We start from the raw sequence: 20,103 nt of genomic DNA, 5'->3' as shown, positions 1-20,103 counted from the left end.
TTATGAATTGACGTTGTATTTGTGCTTTTCTTCCTGTTTAGTTTTCAAAGATCGACGCCCTCTCGCGAGGTGCTCATTAATATTACCAAATCACCCCTTTTCTGTCAACTGATTTTTTAACTTTTTTTTCGATTTCTTCTTCCCCCTTTCATATCCCCTTTTGTTATCGTGTTTTTCGCTTATTTGATTATTTTTTTCTTTTATTTTGATGTTCAACAAGGAGCGCGTTTCCTGAATTCAAAGTTTATTCATGGCATCATTTTTACCCTTACGGATCCTAATCCTCTATTTATCTGCGATGAACTCAATTTTTATTCCGTCCCTCTTTTCCAGTTCGTCTTTTAATTCTGGATAGGGAAAACTTCCTTGTATAGTGCGAAACCACGCTTTGCTTTCGATAAGAATCGAATCAGACCCTGCATCAATTAAAAAGCAAGAGGATGGATTTCCCCTCGCTTAATTCTTCCTTGTAATAAATATCAATCAGTTAATTTCCAAGCGGGACTTTCAGAAGCAACACTTTCCTATATAATAGGATGAACGCGTTGGTTATCATTTTTCCCTTTTCTTCTTTACACTTTCCGCGGACCTTTTTTTATCCCGCTCCGTTTTCAGACAGCGGATAGAGTCTCATCGGTTAATTTAATTCAGTTTTCAACGTTTTGGTTAAAACATCGCGTCCAGAAAATCCTGTTCTTCCTCCCCCTGCTTCAGCTGCCGGATCTGCTGCTCCAATTCTTCGATCGTCGCCAGCCGCTGCCGGATCAGCGATGACAGTGCGGCGATCTCCTCGCTTTCCTTTTGATTCAGAAAGCATTGGTACGTCACCTTCCCTAACTGCAGCGTCGTTTGGAGGACCTCCTTTTTACATTGCTTGATCGTCTTGCGGCGGTTGTAAATTTCGATTCGCAGATGAAAATGCCGGCGAATCTTGCTGATCCATTGAATTTCTTCTTTGTTTTCTTCCATATTCCAGGCCTCCTCTTTCTTTAGACTTATGCCGGCGGGATTCAGCTTATTCCGGCTTTTCCTTTCAGGGAAGGGGCTTTTATGATAGAATAGTGGCGGTGAAAAATATATGAGTGCAATTCGATTTGAGATTACCCATGTGTGCAAACAGTCAGGCGCCCGCTGCGGCATCCTGCACACGCCGCATGGCGATGTAGAAACGCCGATGTTTATGCCTGTCGGCACCTTAGCGACCGTCAAGTTTCTGTCGCCGGAGGAAATCAAGGCATTGGGGGCCGGCGTTATTCTGGCCAACACCTACCACTTGTGGCTGCGGCCGGGCGAAGACATTGTTGATAAAGCCGGCGGCGTCCAGAAATTCATGAACTATTCCGGGCCGATGCTGACGGACAGCGGCGGATTCCAGGTCTTTTCGCTGGCGGACCGACGCAAGATTAAGGAAGAAGGCGTAACCTTCAAGAGTCATCTTGACGGCTCTACCTTATTTTTGAGTCCGGAAAAATCAATCCAGATTCAGAACAAGATCGGCGCGGATATCATCATGAGCTTTGATGAATGCGCTCCGTATCCCTGCTCCTATGATTACATGAAAAACAGCGTGGAGCGGACACTGCGTTGGGCCAAGCGCGGCAAAGACGCGCATCAGCGTCCGGAGGAACAGGCGTTGTTCGGCATCGTCCAGGGTGGGGAGTATCAGGATCTGCGCGAGATGTGCGCCAAAACGCTGGCGGAGATGGATTTCCCGGGGTATTCGATCGGCGGTACGTCCGTCGGTGAATCCAAGGAAACGATGTATAAGATGATCGATTACAGCGTCAAGTATCTGCCATGGGAGAAGCCGCGCTATCTGATGGGCGTCGGCTCGGTGGACGCGATTCTGGAAGGCATTCTGCGCAATGTCGATATGTTCGACTGCGTGCTGCCGACACGGATTGCCCGGCATGGCACGTTGATGACTTCGCAGGGCCGGATCAACATCAAGAAGCAGGAATACGAAGAAGATTTCGGACCGCTGGATCCGGAATGCGACTGCTACACCTGCAAAAATTACAGCCGCGCGTATCTGCGGCACTTGTTCCGCTGCAACGAAGGGCTGGGCAGTCGTCTGATGTCGATTCACAATCTGCGGTTTTTGTTAAGTCTGACGGAACAGGCCAGAAAAGCGATCCGGGAAGACCGCTTCGGTGATTTCAAAGCAGAGCTGTTTAAGAAATATAATCTGAACAGCGTGGACTCGAGGGGGTTCTGATATGAAAACAAGTGAATTTGATTTTGAGCTGCCGCAGGAGCTGATCGCGCAGACGCCGCTGGCGAAGCGGTCAGCGTCGCGGTTGTTAGTCCTGCATCGTTCCACCGGCGCGATTGAACACCGGCATTTCTACGATATCGTCGATTATTTAAAACCGGGCGACGTGCTGGTGCGCAACAACACGCGCGTCATTCCAGCCCGGCTGTTCGGCACGAAAGAGGAAACCGGCGCGCACGTCGAACTGCTGCTTTTGCGGCAGGAAGGCGACGAGTGGGAATGTCTGGTCGGCAACGCCAAAGTGGTCAAGCTGGGCACTATCATCTCGTTTAACGAAGGCGAGCTGAAAGCGGAATGCATCGGGATCGGCGAAAAAGGGCTGCGTCAGTTCCGGATGATCTACGACGGTATTTTCTATGAGATTCTGGAAAAACTGGGCAATGTTCCGCTGCCGCCATATATCAAGGAAAAGCTGGAGGATCCGGAGCGTTATCAGACGGTTTACGCCAAGGTCAAAGGTTCCGCCGCGGCGCCGACAGCCGGTCTGCATTTTACGCCGGAGCTGTTCGATCAGCTGAAAGCCAAAGGCGTCGAGGTTGAGGATATCACGCTGCATGTCGGTTTAGGCACGTTCCGGCCGATGGATACTGAGGATATCGCCGATCATCACATGCATTCGGAATTCTTCATGATGGATCAGGCCACGGCGGACCGGCTGAATCAGGCAAAAGCGGAAGGCCGGCGGATTATCGCGGTCGGTACGACCAGCTGCCGGACATTGGAAGCGATCATGAGCAAGTATGGCAAGTTCCGCGAGTGTCATGAAGATACCGATATTTTCATTTTCCCTGGTTATCAATTCAAAGCGATCGACGGTTTGATCACCAATTTCCATCTGCCGAAGTCGACGTTGGTCATGCTTGTGAGCGCGTTTGCGACCAAAGAACAGATCATGACGGCTTATCAGGCGGCGATCGACGAGAAATACCGCTTCTTCTCGTTCGGCGACAGTATGTTCATCGAATAGCTTATGGAACAGAATAAACGACCGGCAAGTTCCAAACCGAAGATCAACTATTGGAAAATGAGCGTGGAGGAAATGGCGCGGATCGAGGCGGAAGGCCGGCATCCGCGGCTGCTGATGCATGCCTGCTGCGCGCCGTGCAGCGCGTTTCCGCTGGAATTTCTCAGCGGCGTGTTTGAAGTTACGATTTATTACAACAACTCCAACATTTATCCGGCGGCTGAATATCAGCGCCGGCTGAATGAATTAAAACGATACCTGGACGAGGTGAATCCGACGCTGCCCCATCCGGTCAGCTTGATCGTCCCGCCTTATCAAAACGAGGAATTTACCGCACGGTTATCCGTTCTGAAGGATCAGCCGGAGGGAGCGGGCCGCTGCTTTCTGTGTTATGGTCTGCGAATGGACGAAGCTTACCGGTACGCCAGCGAGCATCACTTCGATTATTTTACGACTGTCATGACGATCAGCCGGCAGAAGGACAGTCAGAAATTAAACGAAATCGGCCGGCAGCTGTCGCACAAATACCCGGACGTCCCGTATTTCTATTCGGATTTCAAAAAGAAAAAGGGCATCGACCGGGGACAGGAGCTGTCGCGGCTGCATCAGCTGTATCGGCAGGATTACTGCGGCTGTCTTTATTCTTATGAAAAACGGCAGGCTGATTTAAAACGCAAAGCTGAGGAAGCTTCATTGGATACCCGATGAAGTTTTTATTTGGCCGGCTTGTCCCGGTCAGGATGGTTAAATACAACTTGCGAGGTGGGCGTTCTTATCCAGCGTCTACTTTTCTTGTGATCACGCTCACAGCGATTCATGGGCTATCCTGTTGTCACTCCTAATAAACATGACGTAAAAAACCTTGCAATCCGGGGGAATCCAAAAAAAGCAGCTTGTGGTATAATAAACCCATGAAAAAGAAGTCAAACAAAGAGAAAATTTTAGAACAGGTGCGGCAGCTGATCGCCGACGGGGCCTTTTCGGAGATCACAATCCGCGGAATCTGCGAACAGGCGGGGGTTTCCATCGGCAGCTTCTATCATTATTTTCAGGCAAAGGAAGACGTGATCGTCGAATTATTCCGCAGCAACGCCCAGCGGGCGCGGGAAAACGAGCGATTGAATCTGACAAGTGCCGACGAATGGGAAAATCTGCGGGCTTACGTTCGTTTTCAAATTTCATTCTTGGAAGAAACGTCGTTGGATCGCCTGCAGTTTCTATATGCTTACAACATCACACATTATCAGTCAGACAGTCTGTCGCAATACCGTCAGATCGTGCGGGAGCTTTTAATCCGGGCTGCGGAAAAAGGACAGATGAAGCCGGAGTACGCCGCCCAGGAGGTGCTGGATCATCTTTTTACGCTGATCCTTGGCAATTCAATCCGCTATTGCATGGAAAACGGCGATTATCCTGTCGGCGAGCAGCTGATGAAGCAGGTGAATCACCTGATCACGCTGATTGCGGCTTAACCGGGGCACAATCAAAAAAAGTGAAGCGGCTTCCTTACAGGAAAAACGGCTTCACTTTTGTTATGACTTACGCGCGGTCTTTATTTCGTTTTTTCCAAAGCGTATTGGGCGGCCTGCTGCCCCGCGATCCGGCCCATCGTAATAAACGATTGAATCGCAGTGCCGCTGCCTGGATATTCCTTATAGAACAGATCGCCGCTGCTGACTTCGCCGGCGGCATATAATCCCGGAATTACCTGATTTTGTTCGTTCACAACTTCGGCGTCCATCGTCGTCAGCGGACCGGCAAAGGTTCCGGACGTGTTCATCGTACATAAAACCGCATAGTACGGACCTTCCTCAACCGGCTGCATCAAGTCGGCGTTTTTGTTAAAGTCTTCATCGTTACCGGCCGCGCAGAGTTCATTATACCGCTGAACCGTCTGCGTGAGTTTCTCCGGATCCATCCCGGCAGCGGCTGCCAGTTCTTCCAAGCTTGCGCCGGAATACGCAGTGCCGGCATCCACGGCAGCCAGAACATTCTCCGTTGCCCGAGCCGCATCCAGCAGAATGAAATATTTCGGCTGACCGGTTTGCGCCAGAACGACCGGCGTCCGGGCCGGGCGCGGCAGCGATTCGTCCATAAACCGCTGGCCGTCCAGACTGACAAACAGCCCGGCATAAGTAAATAAGTCCTGCATCGCCGCGCCAAACGGCAGAATCTGTGCGATCGCGCTGTCGTTGCCGACGATCTGCGCGCCGATTTCCCGCGCCATCAGCAAGCCGTCGCCTTCATTGCCTGCGCCGACATTGGTAATGGAATCCGCATAGGTCGGCGAATATTCTTTTTTTAATTCCGGATTGCGATCATAACCGCCGCTCGCCAGAATCACGGCCTCCGCATGGATGAGCACGGAGGTGCCCGTCGATTGCGTGGCTTCTACGCCGACAACCTCGCCTTGTTCATTCACGATCAGTTTTTCGCCGCGGGTTTCGGTCATGATTTCCACGCCCGCTTCCTCAGCTTTTTTCTGCAGCGGCAGAATAAACCCGGCGCCGCTGCCCGCGGCTGCGTTCAAGCCGCGGTTGGGCTGCATTTTCGGGTTTGGCGTGTCGATCTGATCGGAGAATTCCACGCCGTTTTCAATCAGCCAGTCAACATTGGCGCTGGAACGTTCCGCAATCATTTTCAGTTTGTCTTCATCGACATGATGCTGGCCCAGCTCGATCAGAAAATCAGAGAACAATTTGGGGCTGTCCTCAATCCCCTGTTCGCGCTGGAATACGCTGTCCGCAGCCAGAAGCTTGCCCCCGGACAGACTGGTGCTGCCGCCCAGCACGCCCATTTTTTCAATCAGCAGTACGGATTTTGACGCCGCCGAAGCTTCAACCGCGGCTGACAATCCAGCCACGCCGCCGCCAACGATCACGACATCGACGTCTTTTTCAATTTTTTCTTCCTTCGCGGTGGTTTCCACTTTGACATTCAGTGCGTCAATGTCCGCGCCCGCCGCCCTCAGAGCGGCTTCGCATGCCTGCAGGATCGCGTTGGATGTTTCCGTCGCCCCGGTCACCGTATCGACGCCCAACGACTGCGTCTCCATAATCCGAGCTGGCATTTTTTCCAGCGCTGCATCGCAGATCCCGGCAGTTTCCTGATGGTCGCCGACCGTTACTGCAGTGATTTTATGGTCTTTGACCTCAACCTGAACGGCGAGCGTTCCGCCGTGGCCTTCGCCTGTTCCCGGATAAGTTCCGTCTTTGACTGCCAACAGCGGCGAAGCTGGCGCCGCTTCTGATTTTGGTGAACCGCAGCCGGCGGCGCTGAAAGTGATCGACAACGCCAGAACCGCGGTGATTGCTTTTCTGATGCTCATTTTTTATCCTCCCTCTGGATTCTCTGACTCAAAACCGAACATGTTCGGTTTCATTGTACAGACTTCCCCTCACTTTGTCAACACCTTCACATGATCGAATGGCGCTTTCGTGTTGATCACCTTCAAATTTCCCTGAAAATAACTGCGTGAACAGTTGTTTTGACGTGGGAAATAAGACTATAATGAAAGCATTGGAAACGCAGTCCAGCCAGTCCGTCAGACTTTAACGCCGCGCCGGCATGATCCGGCGGCAGATTGACCTGGACGACGCTTTTTTACGCACAGCGCCGGTTCTTCCGGATCAAGGAGATCGTATGAAATTAGAAATCAGTAAAGAAGAACTGCGAAATTTTCTGCTGCACGCCACGGATGATCAGCTGGCAGAGATGATCGAGTTTATCCACCCGGTTGACATTCTGGAAGTCATTCATGAATACAAAGATGACGAAGACGTCATCATGAAACGTCTGCCTTCGGACATCCTCGCCGAAATTGTCGATGAGGAAGAAGATGAGGAGAAATATGGCTTGTTGTCGCATTTCTCCGATACCGAGCAGATGGTCATCCTCGAAGAAATGTCGTCCGATGAAATTACCGACCTGGTTTCCGTTCTGGACGAGGCGGAATCGGAAGACGTCTTAAGCAAGATGAACGTCGAAGACCGCCAGGAGGTCCGCGAGCTGTTGAGCTACGATGCCGATACTGCCGGCGGATTGATGGCGACGGAGTTTATCAGTCTATCCCAGCACATGAGCGTGCTGCAGACGTTGGAATATCTGCAAAAGGCGGCGCAGGACGCGGAAATGGCGTACTACCTGTACGTCGTCGATCAAAGCAACGTGCTGACCGGAGTCGTTTCCCTGCGGGAAATCGTCGCTCACAGCTTTGACACGCAGATCCGCGACATTGCCAATCCGAACGTCATCTCCGTGCCGGCCTCGACCGATCAGGAGGAAGTCGCGCGGATATTCAGCAAGTACAGCTTCCTGATGATGCCGGTTGTGGACGAGCAGGATCATATTCTCGGCGTTATCACCGTTGACGACGTCATGGACATCATTGAAGAAGAAAACACGGAAGATATCCACCGACTGGCGCAGATCAATGAGGAAGAAAAAGTCGACGGCAGTCTGATCGAATCGTTGAAAAGCCGTCTGCCGTGGTTGTTTATCAATCTGCTTACAGCGTTTCTGGCCTCTTCCGTCGTCGCCGTCTTCTCCGGCACAATCGAAAAGGTCGTCGCGCTGGCGGCGGTCAACCCGATCATCGCCGGAATGGGCGGCAACGCCGGCACCCAATCGTTAACGATCGTCGTCCGCGGCATCGCATTGGGCGAGTTAACCGGCGACAACGCCAGGCGGGTCTTCTTCAAGGAGTTCGGCGTGGGTATTCTCAGCGGTGTCAGCATCGGTCTGGTCGTCGCCTTGCTCTGCGGCGTCATGCAGCAGAATCCGATTTTCGGACTGGTCGTCGGGCTGGCGATGCTGCTGAACATGGCGTTTGCGACAATCGCAGGTTACGCCGTGCCGGTCATCCTCAAGAAAATCAACGTCGATCCGGCGCTGGCCTCCTCCGTCTTCGTGACGACGGTCACCGACGTCCTGGGATTCTTCTTCTTTCTCGGACTGGCGACGCTCTTTCTGCCGTATCTGCTTTGATCCGGCGCTTCGCTCTCATAAGCTGTCTTTCCGGCAGTCACAGGACTGCCTTTTTTAATGTCTTTGTGATATATTAAACCGGAAAAGGAGGCTGGCGGCATGCTTTTATGTTGTTCCCAGCGCACCGATCTGTGCGCATTTTACAGTGACTGGCTTGTAAACCGATTCCAGGCCGGCCTCGTCGATATCCGCAATCCGTTCGCGCCCCGGCAGGTGCTGCGCGTGGATTGTTCGCCCGGTCAGGTCGACGCGGTCATCTTCATGACCAAGAATCCAACGCCGATGCTGGATAAGATGGACGTCTTCCGTGACTATGCGGTCGGTTTTCAGATCACGGTGACGCCCTATGGCCCAGAGATCGAACCGGGCTTGTCGGATAAGCGGCAGGTTCTGGACAGCTTCCGGCAACTCGCCTGCAAGCTTGGCCCTTCCCACATGATTTTGCGGTATGATCCGATTTTCTTATCCGAACGTTATGACGAAGCGTTTCATTGCCGGGCGTTTGAGCGCTGCTGCCAACAGCTGGCAGGTTCCTGCACGCAGGTCATCATCAGTCATCTCGACTTCTATAAAAATACCCTGAAGCATCAGCGCGAGCTGAACTGGCAGCCGGATTCGCTGCAGCGATTTACAGCTCTGGCATGCCGGCTGGCTGACATCGGCAGCCGTTATGGAATGCGCCTGCAGCTGTGCGCCGAGAATCTGGATCTGCGCAGCGCCGGCATTGAAAACCGCAGCTGCATCGACGCAGAATGGCTGCGGGAGCTGACCGGGAAAACGTTGGAATATCCGCTGACCCAGGCGCGGGCGCATTGTCATTGCCTGCAGGTCACGGATTTGGGCGAATACAACTGCTGCGCCCACCATTGCCGCTATTGCTACGCCAACTTTGACGAAGCGCAGATCGCCTCGCGGCAAGCCCGGCACGATCCTGAATCCACGCTGCTGATCGGTCATCTGCAGCCTGACGATCAACTCATAACGAAAAAAAAGTCTGAACGGCAGCTGCGTCTGTTCTAGACTTTTTTATTTTATTCCAGCGTTTCAATTTTTTCCTGCAGCTTAGCCAGCGTGCCTTCAAACTCGCATTCCACCGGCAGGTTTTCCGTGTTTAACAAACAGTCGGTGATCAGCCAGCCTTCCATCCCCAGCGAACGGGCCGTCATGTCTTCCTTAACGTCGTTGCCGATCATGACGCACTGCTTCGGATCCAGATTCAACCGGGTGAGAATTTCTTCATAATATTTCGGATTCGGCTTGCAATAGCGGCAAACCTCAAAGGTTGTGATCCAGTCAAAGTCGTTTTTATCCAATCCGGCCCAGCGGATCCGGTTTTCCGTAGCGATCCGCGGAAAGATCGGATTGGTCGCCAGCACTAACGTATAACCTTTTTCTTTAAACCGTTTTACAATCTTATTCGCCAGCGGCGTCGGCGCGCAGGCTTCGACCGCTTCGTTGAATTCGTTGCGGTAGTAGTCGAGGAATTCATCCTCCAGCGTTTCATGATGCAAGCCGGTCAGGCGATCAAACACCTGCCAGAACACCTGTTCATTGGTAGCCCGGCCATCGTTGGTCACCATTGCGCCGGTGCCTTTCCATATCGTATCGACCAGCTGCTTCGGGTCGATCTTCCCCGCCATTTTCTTCGCCAGGCGGGAAAAATAACTGTGGACAAATTGATCTTGATCCATCGGCAGCAGCGTGCCGTCCAAATCAAAGAAGTATGTTTTTTTCATCGTCAGATTCCTTTCGCAATGGCTTTATTATACACAAATTTCCAGTTTCATGAAAGCGGACAATCTTGTTTGATTGTCCATTTCTCATTCATTTTCCCGATTCACTCCCGCGATCAGCGCGGCGTTTCTGGATCCAGGCGGCCGCCAGCGCGGCGAGGACGGCGGCAAGGGCAACCATCATCGCTTCCCGCACCCTGCCTTCAATCAGGAAGTTTCCGATCAGCGAACCGGCCAGCACCGGAATGATCGAGCCGAATGCGCAGGAAAACAGAAAAACCGGCCAGCGGACGTCCGACACCGCCGCCAGATAGGGCTTGACCAGATTGGGCAGGACCGGCAGAAGGAACATTAAAAAGCAATAGAGTTCTTTGTTTTTCCCCGCCAGCCAGTGACGGAAACGTTCCAGCATCCGCGTGATCTTCGACTTTGGCGACAGCTGGCCGAGCAGTTTTTCCGCAAACAGATAGACAACGCCGTTGCCCAAAACCATCCCGGTCAGAATTATGATCGTCCCCAACAAAGGCCCATAACTGGCGCCGGCCGCCGCCTGCAGCGACAGCGCGGGAATCAGCGACGTGATCACCTGCACCGCCTGAAGCAGAATCAGAAACAACACGCCCTTCAGCCCCAGCGCGCGAAAGTACAGCCGGATCGCCTGTTCGTCGCCGCTTTTCAATAGCGCGTTGACCGCCGGAAGAAAATCCAAAGCCGCCAGCACAAGCAAAAGTACGCCCGCGATTGCGGCGATTCCCTGCAGCCGATTCCATTTTCGTTGCTTCTTCATAAGAAAAAATCACCAGGGATCCCGGTGATTTATAGATGAATGACTTCCTGCGTCGTTTTAACAATCATCGTAATATCAGCGCCTGTTACATCAAAATCAACGTCTTTCACCGTTAAGCTGATTTCCTTTAACAGTTTCTCTGCTTTTTTCTGCGCGAGTTCATTTAACTGTTTAAACTCAATTTTCATATCTAACACCTCGCTTCTATTTTATCATGAAAGGCCCACTTTGAATATAGCGGAATTCTGACAAGTTTTGTCGAATTCTTAACTTTTTTATTGCATTTTGCGGGTTGTTTATTCTACTAACCGTTTGATAAAGTTGCCTGTGATCTGCAAGCCCTCGTTGACGATGATGAAAGCTTTGGGATCCAGCTGCGTAATCATCCGGCGCAGTTCATTGACCTCATCCTTCGACACAATGGTGACCAGAACCTCGGTTTCCGTCTGGGTATAGGCGCCTAAGCCCTTCCAATACGTCACCCCGCGCACAAAATCCTTGAGGATCCGGTTTTTGATTTCCGGGTTCTTGGTAAAGATCATCAGGCTCATCTCGATGTTCTGCAGGTGAACCTTATCGAGCACAAATGAATATACCGCCGCATAGATAATGCTGTAAATCGCGATCGGCAGATCAAACAGGAACGCGCACAGACTGTACACCAGCGCGTTGAACAGCAGCTGGATCTTCCCGACGCTGAACGCTTTCCAATGCAGCGCGGCATACACGCCGACGATATCTGTTCCGCCGCCGCTGGCCCCGCTGACCAGCGTCATCCCGATGCCCAATGCCCCGACGATCGCCCCGATGATGAGCGAAGCCAACACATCGTCCAGAATCGGCACGACTGGAATGGGAATCAGCGAGAAGCAGACAGTCTGGGTGATCAGTGAAAGTAGCGTCCCAAGAAAGAATTTCCGGCTCAGCGAGCGAAAGGCCATAAAAAACAGCGGCACATTGATTAAAAAGTTGATCACGCCCGCGATATCGAAACTGAAACGCATTCCCATCCGACTGACCAGCACGGACCGGATAATCTGCGACAGTCCGACAATTCCGCCGTTATAGAGATTGACCGGAACGACGAAAAGATTAATCGAAGCCGCAAACAGCGCCGAGCCGAACAGAATCATCGTGTAATCATAAATTTGTGAATGGCGTTTCATGAAATGGTTCCTCCTGGGTTTCCCACGGATCTTCTCTTATTTTATATGAACTGGGGTAATTCTGCCAGCCTATTTTTGAGTTTTCATCTTTCTCTTTTATCTTGTTCATTTCCCGATCAAATTAATCGGGAACCGGCTTGTTTTATGGTATGATAAAGATAAGTAAAGCAGGTGATTTGAATGGACGTCAAAGCGTTATCCTACTACGTCGCCATCGCCGATCAGAAAAGCATCAACAAAGCGGCTGAAATTCTGTACATCAGCCAGCCGGTTTTATCCCGAACCGTTCAGGCGTTGGAAGACGAGCTGGGCGTCCAGCTGTTAATCCGCAATAATCATGGGATTGAAATGACTCCGGTCGGCCAGAGCTTGTATTATTATGCCCACAGCATTCTTTCCCAGTTTGAGGAAATCGAACGGTTAAAGAAAACGTACCACGCGGTTGTGGAAACCCGCCTGCAGGTATCAACGGCAATGCTTCTGCTTCAGGATGCGATCGTGCAGGAATACTTCAAGTCAGTCCCCAGCGATCATGCGGTCATCAATATTCAGGAAACGGGCATCGAACAGGCGATCAAGAACGTCAGCGATCAGGGATCCGAGATCGCGATTCTGACGTTGAACTCCGTGCAGCATCGCGTCATGACCAAGGTGATCAAAGTTCAGGGCTTGCAGATGCATTCGATCAAGAAGGATGCGGTTTATGTTCATCTCGCCCAGTCGCACCCATTAGCCAGCCGAAGTACGATTACCACGTCCGAGCTGTTGGACATGACCTATCTGCGGATGCCGCAGGATTTCTACACCCAGCTCAATTACACCTTCAAAGTTGGCGATCAGGAACTGACCAATTTCAAGAAGACCGTGACTGTTAACAATTACCACACGATGATCAATCTGTTGAAGCACAGTGATTCGTTCATGTTCGGCAACTGTTGGCAGGCCGCCGATCTCAAGAAAGGCGGCATCGCTTCCATCCCTGTGGAAACTGACAATGTCTCTCGTCATTTGGTCTGGATCGAACGCCAGCGGCATACCTTATCTAACGAAGCCAAGCTCTTTCTGGATTTGTTTTGTTCATCACTTGCGGTATAACGTTATTTTACTAAGGTATATTTTCACAAAAAGCATAACCAGGCTATACTTTATTGGTATTACTCTCTCCCCTTTTTCCCCATTATAATAAAGATGTAAACATATTCTAATTAAGAGGAGGAATATTATAATGAAGAAAAAAGCGATTCTTGGTTTCATGACCGGTGCGGCGATCGTCGCGGCGACCACGGGGTCTTATGCGGCGTGGGATAAATTGAGTGTTACTAATGCACATCTAATTACAATTGCTAAGCCCGTTACAGTCACGTCCACATTATCAGGGGCTGATGAATTTAGTGTTTCAAACAACGAAGATAGTCGTGCTTTAGAGTCAGCTCCTGTATATACAGTTGAGATGCCAATTTCTGTTGAGCCATCAAATCATGAGGTTAAATTGACTCCTTCCGCAAGTTTATCTGGTGATATTACTAATAATAACCCTACTATTGAGGTATACAAGGGGGCGGAAAAGATTGATCTTACCAAACCGATTGATGCAGGAGATTATACTATAAAAGCTGCATTTACTATGCCAGATGATGCTCCTACTAGTTTAGATGATGTAACTGCTACAATAACAGCGACGCTCGTTCCAGCGACTAATTAGTATATATTTAAGCCATCTTCGGATGGCTTTTTTAAAAGTATCTTTGATTCTAACCTGAATACTGATAAAATAGAGATAACTGCGGGGATAGTAACATGGGGACAAAGAAAAAGTGGAGAGTTAAACCGAAGATTGTAAATTGGATATTCCGATTTATATCTTTTGTTTTGTTCTGCTATATCTTGGGAATGTTGTTCTTTCCCGATACCATGATCAAACTAACCGGTTTTCAATTCTATACGGTATTGAGCGGAAGTATGGAACCGAAGATTCCAACCTATTCGCTGGTGTTGTCGAAGAACATACAATCCGATGATGAGCTGGTTCCCGGTACAATTATTACCTTCCATGCGAACCGGCTGGGGGAAGATACAGTATTGACGCATACTTTAGCCAAGACCGAAGTAGAATCGGATGGCCGGGTACGGTATTATACACAAGCCTATGCTTATGAAGGGCTGGATGAATATCACACATACCGGCAGGATATCGTCGGCATCTACGTCATGCACGTTCCTTTCCTGGGGAAGATCGTCTTGTTCTTACAGAGTCAGTATGCCTGGTTCATCATTCCGATAGTGGTTGTCATCCTGTTCTTATCGTGGATCGTAGAACTGTTGATGGAGCGCAACGAACTGATCGGCAAGCGCAACGCGGATAAGTTAACCAGCGATCTGAAAGAGATCGAACAGGCTGAGTTCACCTTCGACAGCACAACCATTCAGAATTCCTTCCTTGTCGTCAAAGGACTGGTCGTTTATTCCGGACAGTGGCAGACGCCGATCGCCCGGATCGACTTTATGAATGAGAAATATGAAATTCTCGATACGGCACTGTTGTATCTGCGGCCGAAGAAATCCAAGCTGGAGCACAAGCTGAAGTGGGTAGCGGTGGTCAAATATGACAAGAAAATCAAATATCAGGACGCTCATCTCTACTCTCTGGATTATCCGTTAAGTGAGAAAGAGAAAAAACAGCTGAAGAAAAAGATCAGGAAAGAAAATCGCATGCTGAAAAAATCCAAGTCGAGGGCAGTCTGAAAAAGACTGCCTTTTCGTTGGATTCCTGTTAAAAGCCCGGCGTCAGCCGGCGACTTCGTTTTCCTCCTCGACGAATTCATACATGTTCATTTCGTCAAAATCACAGAATTCAGCGATGGTCATATTAAAACCTAACGCTAATTGATGAATCGTCGCGATTCCCGGATTCTTGGTATGTCCTTTGATGATGTTCTCCAGAGTGGACGTGCTCACGCCGGACATTTCGGATAATTTGTAGAATGAAATATTTCCTCTTTGTTTGCATAATTCCCGAATTCTATTCAATATCAATGTGACGTATTCCATAGTTCAGCTTCCTTTCTTTTGTTTTTTGCGGTTCTATGATAGCAACGTGGTTTCCAGATTATTCCCATATATGGCAATAATATTTTTGCAGGTAAATAATTTTGAAAGAATAGCTGAAAAAGAGAACGAAGAATTATCACGTAAACTAAAGATAAGTAGAAATTTCAAATAACATTTATTGCGAAAGAAGGAGGTAAAAAATAAATTTATCATTTTTTCTTATTTCTACTAATTTCAATTAAATAGGAATTACATCCTCTATCATAATCAATTTTTACAGATAATAAATACATTGTTTATTTCAAGTTTTTCATGAATTTATTCATTTTTTGATATATATTTTTTATGATGCCTGAAAACTTAGGAATATAAGTGCCGGCAAGAAGGAAATCAGACCCGGCCAAAGAAAAACTCTGCTTCTCCTGAAATCCTTGCTTTGGGAGAAGCAGAGTTAAATTAAAGATTGATTATTCTTCAGTGATTTCCACCTTGGCCATGACGTCGCCGTTGCGCATGGCGCGGACAGCGCCGAGGTTGTCCGTCACCTGACCAAAGACCGTGTGCACGCCGTCCAGATGCGGCTGCGGATCATGACAGATGAAGAACTGGCAGCAGCCGGTGTCCTTGCCGCGGTGAGCCATCGACATCGCGCCCGCGATATGCTTGTGCGGATTGTTTTTCGTTTCGCAGGGAATCGTGTAGCCCAGATCGCCTGCGCCGGTGCCATACGGGCAGCCGCCCTGGGAAACGAAATGCGGAATGACGCGGTGAAAAGTCTTGCCGTTGTAATAGCCTTCCTTAATCAGCTTGACGAAGTTGGCGACGGTGATCGGCGCTTCGTCCGGATACAGCTCAAACGGAATTTCCGCTCCGTTGGCCATCGTAATTTTACCTTGAATTAAACCCATAATTTGTTCGCTCCTTTTCTTTCCTTCTTATTCTACTCTATTTTCAAAATCCTTGCATTAAGATTCGCAGGTCAGCCGGTACCGCACAACAATCTGCGGCGTACCCATGTCTAACGTCTTTTCCACAGGCTCGGCCGTAAATCCGCAGTGTTCATAAAACTGGCGGGCCTGGACATTCGACTTGAGAACCCACAGGACAATTATGGAATAGCCGCGCTGGCGCAGCTGATCAATTCCTGCCTGCATCAGCTGCTTGCCGATCCCCTGACGTTGAAACTGGGGCAGCAGATACAGCGCCACGATCTCGCCCAGCAGTTCACCGTTGTTTTCTTCCCTGCCGATCCGGCAGAAACCGACGATCTTGTCCGCCTGTTCTGCCAGCCAGATCTCCGCGCAGCCATTTCGCTTAAACGTTTCCAAGCTGCGCTGAAGGGTGCGGGTTTTCAGAAATTCGGGATCGATCAGCCGGCATACGCGGCCTGCCAGCTCAGTGCGTGAACTTCTGCCAGACCCTGTGCATCCTGCGGACTGGCTTGACGGATTCTCATTCAGCATTCCTCATTTCTGGGATTGGATATACGTCTGGACGTCTTGTTCAATCAAGTCAAACGGACGCGGACCGTTATCCAGGATCACGCTGTAAAAGTCCTTCTGATCAAACCGATCCGACAGGGCTTCGCGGGCTTGATCGCGCAGCTGTTCCATCTTCATTTCGCCCACGCCGTATGGCAGCAGCACGCCCGGGTTGGCAACCAGCTGAGGATAAATCTGTGCCGCTGCGTCTTCATAGCCGAAATTGCTCAGGTAGCTTGTCAGATCTGCTTCGCTCCAGCCTAAGCCGTTCACCCCCATATCGCACAGGGATTGCAGATAGTAGCCGAACATTGCGTTGATCTGCAGGGTTTCAATCAGATTTTCATCGTCGATGCCCAGCCAGCGGTAAGCTTCCAGCGCGATGATTTCCGCCCAGCCTTCCGCGTAGGCAGTTTCCGAAAGGACACGGCGGATCGGGTGAGGATCGGTATTCTGAAAATAGTTATGTTGGTAACAATGTCCCGGAAAGCCTTCATGCGCCAGCGTAGTCCACAGTGTTTCGGAATTGTCGGCATAGGCAGGGTTGACCTTCATAATATTTTCCGTTTCCTGATCCAGCGGTGGAATCAGATAGTAGGCGATCGTATTCTCGCTGGCGATACTCGCATCAAGGAAGCTGACGGTATAGCGGATCGAGGGGATTTCCGGCACCACTTCCGTCATTTTCTTTTCAAATTCCGCTAACAGCTCCGCCGCGTCGACGGTCGGGAATTCCACAGCTTCCAGCTTCTCCAGCAGGCTTGGATCCTGCTGGAGAAGCGTCTGCATGCGCTGCAGCTTCTGAATCAGGAAATTCTCCAGCTCACTGGCCAGCTCCATGATCGTCTGATCGGTGCCGGTTTTGGCTTGCATCAACAGCTGGTAATAAGCGCGGCCCTGCTCGCCATACGCTGCCGCCAGACCGCCCTGCCCCTTGGCGCTGCCGCGCAGGGCTTCCAGTTCTTCCCGGACATGACGGTAGCTTGGCAGATAGGTTTCCTTCATCAGCGTTTCATTCTCGTTGGCATAGCGCTGACGCTGCTCGTCGCTCAGGCTGTCAATCGCGGCCAGCTTTTCCTGAAAATTAACGATCAGGGCATTGTCGTCTACCTTTTCCACAAACCGGTCGATTTCGGCCAGCGTGCTGTCGAGGGTTTCATCCTGCAGGAAGTAGCCGCGCCGAGCCTGGTTTTGAGTATAGGTCACAGCTTCGTTAAGATAGCGTTCTACATCCGCCAGCAGCGTCAGATACAGCTGGACGTCCTCTTCCGTTTCCATGCGGAACTCGAGGAAGTTCTGATTTAACGCGCCGATCAAGCCTTGGTTCGGCTCGAACAGAAATTGCAGGGGCATGTATTCGTTCATCGCTGACGTTTGTTCCAGATCGCGCTGCAGCAGCTGATAATTGAGCTGCTGGACGGCCGTGAGATCCTCCGGCTTGAACTTCAGTAAATTCTGCAGCGCGGCTTCGGTTTCCTGTTGATGGCGCAGTTCATCGGCTTCGCTCAGACTGCCCAGCGTCATCGGTTTCTCACGGATGCCCAGAGCCGCGGGATCCGTCGCTGAAAAATGCAGCGTCAGGGCGTCCTGCGTCAGCTGGCGGCGGGTTTCCTCCATCAGGAATTCATCGAAAGCTTTTTGAACTTCCGTGGTTCCCGTCTGCGCTTGCGGCGCGGGACTCGCTTTTTTTGCGGAAAACAGCGCGCAGCCGCTGCCGGACAGGATCAGCGCGGATGCCGCCAGCGCCAGTCCGATTTTTTTCAGGTTCATGTTTTTCCTTCTCCTTTCGACGACGTCGGTTCGTCATCGTTAGTTTAGCATCAAAGCGGGCGGCGCATACGTGATCAGCGGCGCAGACTGACTTCGCTTAAATCCCAGACGACGTCTGCCAGATCGGTGTAGAATTCTTTTTCATGACAGACCAGCAGCACCGTTCCCGGATATTCAGCGATTGCTTTGTGCAGCTCGTCCTTGGCGTCCTGATCGAGATGGTTGGTCGGTTCGTCCAGAAAAAGCACGTTATACGGCGTGTTCAGCAGCTTGCACAGCCGCAGCTTCGCCTGTTCCCCCCCGGACAGCACCATCACCTGACTTTCGATCTGATCCGTCGTCAAGCCGCACCGGGCTAACGCGCTGCGGATTTCATATTGGGAATAGGCGGGATAGGTCTGCCACAATTCCTCGATGCAGGTGCGGCGGATCGGCTCGGTGATTTCCTGTTCAAAATAGCCGATCTGTACATGCTCACCCAGCTGGACGGAACCGCTGACCGGTGGGATCAGCCCCATCAGGCTTTTCATCAGCGTTGTCTTGCCCAGTCCATTCGCGCCGGTAATCACCACTTTCTGACCCTTTTCCTGCACCCGGTTGATCGGTTTGGACAGTGGTTCGTCATAGCCGATCACCAGATCGCTTGTGGAAAAGATGACCTTGCCTGGGGTTTTTCCCATCTGAAAGCGGAACGTCGGCTTCGGCTTTTCCGCGCTCAGCTCAATCCGTTCCATCTTCGCCAGCTTCTTCGCACGGGAATTCGCCATGCCGCGGGTCGCGACCCGCGCCTTGTTGCGGGCGACGAAATCCTCCATTCGGGCAATTTCCTGCTGCTGACGCTGATACGCCGCTTCCAGCGCCAGCTTGTTCTGTTCGTACAGGCGGTGGAATTCGTCGACGTTGCCGACATAGCGGGTCAGCCGGCAGTTTTCCACATGGTAGATGAGATTGACGACCTCGTTGGTAAACGGCATATCGTGAGAAATCAGGATAAACGCGTTTTCATAGTTCTGCAGATAGGTTTTCAGCCAGCGGATATGCTGCTCGTCGAGATAGTTGGTCGGTTCGTCCAGAAGCAGAATGTCCGGTTTTTCCAAAAGCAGCTTCGCTAACAGAATTTTCGTGCGCTGGCCGCCGGACAATTCGCTGACGTCCCGATCCAGCCCGATCTCGCTCAGCCCCAGCGCCTGGGCGACTTCCTCAATCTTGACGTCGATCTGGTAGAAATCATGGTGTTCCAGCGTATCCTGCCATTCGCCGATCTGTTCCAGCAGCTCGTTCATCTCGTCTTCCGTGCAGTCTGCCATCTTTTCATAACCGGCCGTGATCTGTTTTTCGATATCGAATAGCCCGGCAAAGGCCTGCGCCAGAGCGTCATGGATCGTCATTCCCGGTTCCAACACGGCGTGCTGATCCAGATAGCCGACCTTCACGTTCTTACTCCAGGTGATTTTTCCTTCCTCCGGTTCCAGCTTGCGCGTAATGATTTTCATAAACGTGCTCTTGCCCTCGCCATTGGCTCCCAGCAGCCCGACGTGTTCGCCTTTTAACAGGCGGAACGAGACGTCCTCAAAAATACTGCGGCCGCCAAAGCTGTGGCTGCAGTGCTCCAGTGTTAAAATACTCATAGTCTAACCCTTCCTTATTTAATTTGATACGATAACGGATTCAGTGTAACGAATGGCGGTGAGGTTGTCAATTCCAAGCACGGATTTCAGCATTTTTCTTAGGCTTCAAAATAAAAGTTTGAAGACCTTACTGAATTTCAGCGGACGCCAAACTTTTCACTTTTATTCATGTTCGGGATGATCGGCTCAAGCTCATAGTGCTGCCCCCTTCTTATCAGCTTCAGGCACGCATGACTGCATCCTTAAACTGGATTCCGGTTGTTCG

Annotated in this window: 20 protein-coding genes; 9 read left to right on the top strand and 11 right to left on the bottom strand. The window is 50.8% G+C overall.

The features are described 5' to 3' along the window. Window positions 1-666: 666 nt before the first annotated feature. Window positions 667-969, bottom strand: coding sequence for a hypothetical protein (locus tag I2G61_RS13800; protein WP_072683646.1), 303 nt, complete (start codon window positions 967-969; stop codon window positions 667-669). 109 nt (window positions 970-1,078) lie between these two features. Between I2G61_RS13800 and tgt the strand changes: the two genes are divergently transcribed. From tgt to I2G61_RS13780, 4 genes are all read left to right on the top strand, one after another. Beyond that, window positions 1,079-2,218, top strand: coding sequence for a tRNA guanosine(34) transglycosylase Tgt (tgt, locus tag I2G61_RS13795; RefSeq protein ID WP_072683647.1), 1,140 nt, complete (start codon window positions 1,079-1,081; stop codon window positions 2,216-2,218). A gap of 1 nt (window position 2,219) precedes the next feature. After that, the gene (gene queA / locus I2G61_RS13790) at window positions 2,220-3,242 is read left to right on the top strand and encodes a tRNA preQ1(34) S-adenosylmethionine ribosyltransferase-isomerase QueA (RefSeq protein ID WP_072683648.1); all 1,023 of its coding nucleotides are present in this window, start codon (window positions 2,220-2,222) and stop codon (window positions 3,240-3,242) included. A 3-nt stretch (window positions 3,243-3,245) separates the two neighbouring features. Then, window positions 3,246-3,947 (top strand): epoxyqueuosine reductase QueH, encoded by a 702-nt coding sequence (locus I2G61_RS13785; protein WP_195548352.1) that lies wholly within the window; start codon window positions 3,246-3,248, stop codon window positions 3,945-3,947. Window positions 3,948-4,150: 203 nt separating this feature from the next. Further along, window positions 4,151-4,711, top strand: a complete 561-nt coding sequence (locus I2G61_RS13780) for a TetR/AcrR family transcriptional regulator (protein WP_072683650.1) — start codon at window positions 4,151-4,153, stop codon at window positions 4,709-4,711. A gap of 80 nt (window positions 4,712-4,791) precedes the next feature. Here I2G61_RS13780 and I2G61_RS13775 read toward each other — a convergent pair whose 3' ends face one another. Next, window positions 4,792-6,567, bottom strand: coding sequence for a flavocytochrome c (locus I2G61_RS13775; protein WP_195548351.1), 1,776 nt, complete (start codon window positions 6,565-6,567; stop codon window positions 4,792-4,794). 314 nt (window positions 6,568-6,881) lie between these two features. On the opposite strand from I2G61_RS13775, the gene mgtE reads away from it, so the two are divergent. Together mgtE and I2G61_RS13765 are read left to right on the top strand one after the other, a co-directional pair. Then, entirely contained in the window at window positions 6,882-8,225 is a 1,344-nt protein-coding gene (mgtE, locus tag I2G61_RS13770; RefSeq protein ID WP_072683652.1) for a magnesium transporter, read from the top strand. Window positions 8,226-8,324: 99 nt separating this feature from the next. After that, window positions 8,325-9,245 (top strand): DUF1848 domain-containing protein, encoded by a 921-nt coding sequence (locus I2G61_RS13765; protein ID WP_072683653.1) that lies wholly within the window; start codon window positions 8,325-8,327, stop codon window positions 9,243-9,245. Between the two features lie 11 nt (window positions 9,246-9,256). On the opposite strand, the gene I2G61_RS13760 is transcribed toward I2G61_RS13765, so the two are convergent. The 4 genes from I2G61_RS13760 to I2G61_RS13745 form a co-directional block, all read right to left on the bottom strand. Further along, window positions 9,257-9,961: an HAD family hydrolase gene (locus I2G61_RS13760; RefSeq protein WP_072683654.1), complete on the bottom strand. Its 705-nt coding sequence runs from the start codon at window positions 9,959-9,961 to the stop codon at window positions 9,257-9,259. Window positions 9,962-10,049: 88 nt separating this feature from the next. Continuing rightward, window positions 10,050-10,745, bottom strand: coding sequence for a TVP38/TMEM64 family protein (locus I2G61_RS13755; protein WP_072683655.1), 696 nt, complete (start codon window positions 10,743-10,745; stop codon window positions 10,050-10,052). A 29-nt stretch (window positions 10,746-10,774) separates the two neighbouring features. Continuing rightward, on the bottom strand, window positions 10,775-10,933 hold the full coding sequence (locus I2G61_RS13750) for a hypothetical protein (RefSeq protein WP_006060135.1): 159 nt from the start codon (window positions 10,931-10,933) through the stop codon (window positions 10,775-10,777). A 108-nt stretch (window positions 10,934-11,041) separates the two neighbouring features. Beyond that, complete coding sequence (locus I2G61_RS13745) at window positions 11,042-11,911, bottom strand: YitT family protein (RefSeq protein ID WP_072683656.1); 870 nt, start codon at window positions 11,909-11,911, stop codon at window positions 11,042-11,044. 180 nt (window positions 11,912-12,091) lie between these two features. Between I2G61_RS13745 and I2G61_RS13740 the strand changes: the two genes are divergently transcribed. From I2G61_RS13740 to I2G61_RS13730, 3 genes are all read left to right on the top strand, one after another. Further along, on the top strand, window positions 12,092-13,006 hold the full coding sequence (locus I2G61_RS13740) for a LysR family transcriptional regulator (RefSeq protein WP_072683657.1): 915 nt from the start codon (window positions 12,092-12,094) through the stop codon (window positions 13,004-13,006). Window positions 13,007-13,136: 130 nt separating this feature from the next. Beyond that, a complete protein-coding gene (locus I2G61_RS13735; RefSeq protein ID WP_072683658.1) occupies window positions 13,137-13,613 on the top strand; it encodes a hypothetical protein in 477 nt (158 codons plus the stop codon). 257 nt (window positions 13,614-13,870) lie between these two features. Beyond that, complete coding sequence (locus I2G61_RS13730; protein ID WP_072683659.1) at window positions 13,871-14,653, top strand: hypothetical protein; 783 nt, start codon at window positions 13,871-13,873, stop codon at window positions 14,651-14,653. 42 nt (window positions 14,654-14,695) lie between these two features. On the opposite strand, the gene I2G61_RS13725 is transcribed toward I2G61_RS13730, so the two are convergent. The 5 genes from I2G61_RS13725 to I2G61_RS13705 all read right to left on the bottom strand — a co-directional run bounded on the left by I2G61_RS13725 (window position 14,696) and on the right by I2G61_RS13705 (window position 19,838). After that, window positions 14,696-14,959, bottom strand: a complete 264-nt coding sequence (locus tag I2G61_RS13725; RefSeq protein WP_195548350.1) for a helix-turn-helix transcriptional regulator — start codon at window positions 14,957-14,959, stop codon at window positions 14,696-14,698. Between the two features lie 467 nt (window positions 14,960-15,426). After that, window positions 15,427-15,867: a peptidylprolyl isomerase gene (locus tag I2G61_RS13720; protein WP_195397456.1), complete on the bottom strand. Its 441-nt coding sequence runs from the start codon at window positions 15,865-15,867 to the stop codon at window positions 15,427-15,429. Between the two features lie 57 nt (window positions 15,868-15,924). Next, on the bottom strand, window positions 15,925-16,422 hold the full coding sequence (locus I2G61_RS13715; protein WP_195397455.1) for a GNAT family N-acetyltransferase: 498 nt from the start codon (window positions 16,420-16,422) through the stop codon (window positions 15,925-15,927). A gap of 3 nt (window positions 16,423-16,425) precedes the next feature. After that, a complete protein-coding gene (locus I2G61_RS13710) occupies window positions 16,426-18,210 on the bottom strand; it encodes a DUF885 domain-containing protein (RefSeq protein ID WP_195397454.1) in 1,785 nt (594 codons plus the stop codon). Window positions 18,211-18,284: 74 nt separating this feature from the next. Continuing rightward, entirely contained in the window at window positions 18,285-19,838 is a 1,554-nt protein-coding gene (locus I2G61_RS13705; RefSeq protein WP_072683664.1) for an ABC-F family ATP-binding cassette domain-containing protein, read from the bottom strand. Window positions 19,839-20,103: the final 265 nt, after the last annotated feature.

This window comes from Holdemania sp. 1001095H_141210_F2 (assembly GCF_015558105.1).
Classification (GTDB): Bacteria; Bacillota_I; Bacilli_A; order Erysipelotrichales; family Erysipelotrichaceae; genus Holdemania.
Note: the sequence above shows the minus strand (reverse complement) of the source record. Positions and strands in the feature narration are given on the sequence as shown.

What these genes read in the sequence shown, in the direction of transcription:
- I2G61_RS13730 (WP_072683659.1), top strand. Translation starts at nt 13,871, where the DNA reads ATGGAACCGAAGATTCCAACCTATTCGCTGGTGTTGTCGAAGAACATA.
- I2G61_RS13765 (WP_072683653.1), top strand. Translation starts at nt 8,325, where the DNA reads ATGCTTTTATGTTGTTCCCAGCGCACCGATCTGTGCGCATTTTACAGT.
- I2G61_RS13755 (WP_072683655.1), bottom strand. Translation starts at nt 10,745, where the DNA reads ATGAAGAAGCAACGAAAATGGAATCGGCTGCAGGGAATCGCCGCAATC.
- I2G61_RS13715 (WP_195397455.1), bottom strand. Translation starts at nt 16,422, where the DNA reads ATGCTGAATGAGAATCCGTCAAGCCAGTCCGCAGGATGCACAGGGTCT.
- tgt (WP_072683647.1), top strand. Translation starts at nt 1,079, where the DNA reads ATGAGTGCAATTCGATTTGAGATTACCCATGTGTGCAAACAGTCAGGC.
- I2G61_RS13785 (WP_195548352.1), top strand. Translation starts at nt 3,246, where the DNA reads ATGGAACAGAATAAACGACCGGCAAGTTCCAAACCGAAGATCAACTAT.
- I2G61_RS13745 (WP_072683656.1), bottom strand. Translation starts at nt 11,911, where the DNA reads ATGAAACGCCATTCACAAATTTATGATTACACGATGATTCTGTTCGGC.
- I2G61_RS13750 (WP_006060135.1), bottom strand. Translation starts at nt 10,933, where the DNA reads ATGAAAATTGAGTTTAAACAGTTAAATGAACTCGCGCAGAAAAAAGCA.
- mgtE (WP_072683652.1), top strand. Translation starts at nt 6,882, where the DNA reads ATGAAATTAGAAATCAGTAAAGAAGAACTGCGAAATTTTCTGCTGCAC.
- queA (WP_072683648.1), top strand. Translation starts at nt 2,220, where the DNA reads ATGAAAACAAGTGAATTTGATTTTGAGCTGCCGCAGGAGCTGATCGCG.
- I2G61_RS13735 (WP_072683658.1), top strand. Translation starts at nt 13,137, where the DNA reads ATGAAGAAAAAAGCGATTCTTGGTTTCATGACCGGTGCGGCGATCGTC.
- I2G61_RS13775 (WP_195548351.1), bottom strand. Translation starts at nt 6,567, where the DNA reads ATGAGCATCAGAAAAGCAATCACCGCGGTTCTGGCGTTGTCGATCACT.
- I2G61_RS13725 (WP_195548350.1), bottom strand. Translation starts at nt 14,959, where the DNA reads ATGGAATACGTCACATTGATATTGAATAGAATTCGGGAATTATGCAAA.
- I2G61_RS13710 (WP_195397454.1), bottom strand. Translation starts at nt 18,210, where the DNA reads ATGAACCTGAAAAAAATCGGACTGGCGCTGGCGGCATCCGCGCTGATC.
- I2G61_RS13760 (WP_072683654.1), bottom strand. Translation starts at nt 9,961, where the DNA reads ATGAAAAAAACATACTTCTTTGATTTGGACGGCACGCTGCTGCCGATG.
- I2G61_RS13740 (WP_072683657.1), top strand. Translation starts at nt 12,092, where the DNA reads ATGGACGTCAAAGCGTTATCCTACTACGTCGCCATCGCCGATCAGAAA.
- I2G61_RS13800 (WP_072683646.1), bottom strand. Translation starts at nt 969, where the DNA reads ATGGAAGAAAACAAAGAAGAAATTCAATGGATCAGCAAGATTCGCCGG.
- I2G61_RS13780 (WP_072683650.1), top strand. Translation starts at nt 4,151, where the DNA reads ATGAAAAAGAAGTCAAACAAAGAGAAAATTTTAGAACAGGTGCGGCAG.
- I2G61_RS13705 (WP_072683664.1), bottom strand. Translation starts at nt 19,838, where the DNA reads ATGAGTATTTTAACACTGGAGCACTGCAGCCACAGCTTTGGCGGCCGC.
- I2G61_RS13720 (WP_195397456.1), bottom strand. Translation starts at nt 15,867, where the DNA reads ATGGGTTTAATTCAAGGTAAAATTACGATGGCCAACGGAGCGGAAATT.